A 2,890-nucleotide genomic window follows, 5' to 3' on the forward strand; every position below is an offset into this window, starting at 1 on the left:
GAGAACTTAAAAAGCTCATTTTGTTTTGCTGGCATCATCATTAAATGATGTCAAAAATTGTTTTGCGTCAATCAAGCCGAAGCTTGTTGATGCTGTATGTCTTAACGTTTTGCATGTTCAGTTTTCAATGTTCATTGTGTCGATTTGTTTCGACAGCTTTATTATCTTATCAAATCTGATTATCATTGTCAACAACTTTTTAAAATTTGTTTTTTCAAATCAGAAGTAAAAGTAACAACTTGATTACTATACCACCCTTTTAAACTATTCGTCAATACTATTTTTAATAAAATACGCTTAAAAATAATAACAATTTATTCAGATAAATCTATAAGAATTATATAGGCTTTATAGAACCTAAAGCATGGACTTCTATTTACCCGCTAAGGGCATAATATCTTCCCACCCGTATACTAGCTCATTAAGCTTTGCTCCACCGATTTTTACTACTATACTATCTATCTTCTTTGCACCAAGCTTCTCATAAAAATGTCTTGAAGGGTTATCTTCTAGAACAAGTACTAACATAGTAAGGAACCCCTGGTTCGTTAGCTCTTTTACTATGGGTTCGATTAATAACTTACCAATACCTATTCCCTGGAATTCTTTTAAAATATAGATGGCATATATCTCCCCATTATAATTCGAGTAATCCCCACTTCGTTCCTTTCCCCCAGAAGCAAAACCAACGATTTGATTATTTTCATCTTCAGCTACATAAACTCCTCCGTCTGGAATAACAGAAAACCAGTAATCAGCTCTCCTTTCAAAAGAAAGGTTATTTAAAAAGTCCTCAGGTACAATATTCATATAAGTAGACTTCCAGCTTTCCACGTGAACTTTGGCAATTCCTTTTGCATCATATGGTATTGCTTTTCTTATATGTATCACTATGTCATTCCTCCAAACTTAAAGTGAGTTCCTTCTATATACTATAGGTTCTATTTTCACACTCTATATCCTTCTTAATTAAAATAAAAAAAGAGAGGCATAAGCCCCTCTTTATAAAATGCTATTTTATAAGAATATGAAGTAGCCAACAAATACTAGCCACATGCCATACATGATTGGGTGAATTTCTTTTATGCGACCTGCAACGATCATTGTAATTGGATAGAAGATAAATCCTATAGCGATACCGGTTGCAATAGAGTACGTTAAAGGCATAGCTATAATTACAAAGAAGGCTGGCACTGCAATTTCAAAGCGTTTCCAATCAATTTGACCAATAGAAGAAACCATCAATACCCCAACAATAATTAATGCTGGTGCTGTTACATAAGAAGTGATCACATCTAATAGAGGGAAGAAGAATAAAGATAGTAAAAACAGAACCCCTGTTACTACTGAAGCAAATCCAGTTCTTGCTCCCGCAGCTACACCAGCTGTTGACTCTACATAAGAAGTAGTAGTAGAAGTTCCGGAAACAGCTCCCGCTACTGTAGCAATAGAATCTGCTAATAATGCTTTACCAGCACGAGGTAATTTTTCACCCTTCATTAATCCTGCCTGATTTGCCACTGAGATTAAAGTACCTGCAGTGTCAAAGAAATCTACGAACAAGAATGTTAACACAACAATTAAGAATTGAGCTGTCAGTAGTGCAGCTGGGTCTTCAAAAAATACGTCAAATGCAGCACCGAAAGTTGGAGCCATTGAAGGAACACTGCCTACTACGCTATCAGGGATTGGTACTAAGCTTAATATCATCCCAACGATTGCAGTAATTAACATACCGTAAAAAATACCGCCTTTAACTCCTTTAACCATCATAATTACAGTAATCACAAGTCCAAAGATAGTTAATAGAATGTTAGGGTCTGTTAAATCACCTAAGCCAGCTACTGTATTTGGATTAGAAACGATAATCTTAGAGTTTTGTAGGCCGACAAATGTGATAAATAAACCGATACCTGCTCCTACTGCGTATTTCAACTCAGATGGTATAGCATTAATAATCGTTTCTCTTATTCCCGAGAGAGATAAGCAGATAAAGATGAGACCAGAGAACAGGACGCCTGTTAAAGCGATTTGCCAAGGAATTTCGAACTCTAGTACAACTGTGTAAGCAAAGAATGCATTTAATCCCATACCTGGTGCAAGTGCGATTGGGTATCTAGCCAGCACACCCATTAATATAGATCCGATCGCTGCAGCAATAGCTGTTGCAGTAAACACAGATCCTTTATCCATGTACATAAACTCTGGTAACCCTTCAATTGTTTCAAGAGATAAAGTCATCGGGTTAACCACTAAGATATAAGCCATTGCCAAGAATGTTGTCAAACCACCTATAATCTCACGGCGATAGTTTGTTCCTAATTCCTCAAAACGAAAATACTTTTTCATAAGTTCCTCCATTTTTTATCGCGACAACGAAAAAAAGTATACTACCATTTCTGGTCGTATACCTCTACTATCCCCAATAAGTGAACATAAACAAGCATCACTCATCGTAGTCGGATCATTTACGGTGATCCGGTAGAGACTTTTGGGCCTTATTCCCAACGTTATACGACGACATAATTAAATTATGTAGTAAATATAACATCGAATTATGACGAAATCAATAGAAAAACCGAACATTTTTTTCATTAACCAAATAATAGTTCGTTTTCTGCTTATAGGTTAAGCATTTTTTAAAGGAAGATTGGCCTATTAATACAAATAAAAAAGCTTGAAAACCAATAAATCAGTTACCAAGCTCTTCACTAGTTTTTATTTAACGTCATTACCGGGCCTATTCATCACTTTAAACCCCTCAAACAAGGTAGACATAGTCTTCCTATATTTACATTCCTATTCTTTATCTGCTTGTTTTTGCTTGTTCTTCAAATACTCTGTACGTATTTTTTCAAGTTGCTGCTTTTTATCGAATTTAGCTGAAGTC

At 35.5% G+C, this 2,890-nt stretch carries 2 protein-coding genes and 1 riboswitch; both genes read right to left on the reverse strand.

Annotated features, from left to right (window positions below; genetic code table 11):
• Window positions 1–372 precede the first annotated feature (372 nt).
• Window positions 373–891, reverse strand: a complete 519-nt coding sequence (locus tag AC06OU_RS16570; protein ID WP_475857251.1) for an N-acetyltransferase family protein — start codon at window positions 889–891, stop codon at window positions 373–375.
• 126 nt (window positions 892–1,017) lie between these two features.
• A complete protein-coding gene (locus tag AC06OU_RS16575) occupies window positions 1,018–2,349 on the reverse strand; it encodes an NCS2 family permease (RefSeq protein ID WP_475857252.1) in 1,332 nt (443 codons plus the stop codon).
• An 87-nt stretch (window positions 2,350–2,436) separates the two neighbouring features.
• Window positions 2,437–2,538: riboswitch (purine riboswitch) on the reverse strand.
• Window positions 2,539–2,890 lie beyond the last annotated feature (352 nt).

This window comes from Psychrobacillus sp. (assembly GCF_056205495.1).

Coding starts and splice junctions, on each gene's coding strand:
- AC06OU_RS16575 (WP_475857252.1), bottom strand. CDS start 2,349: ATGAAAAAGTATTTTCGTTTTGAGGAATTAGGAACAAACTATCGCCGT.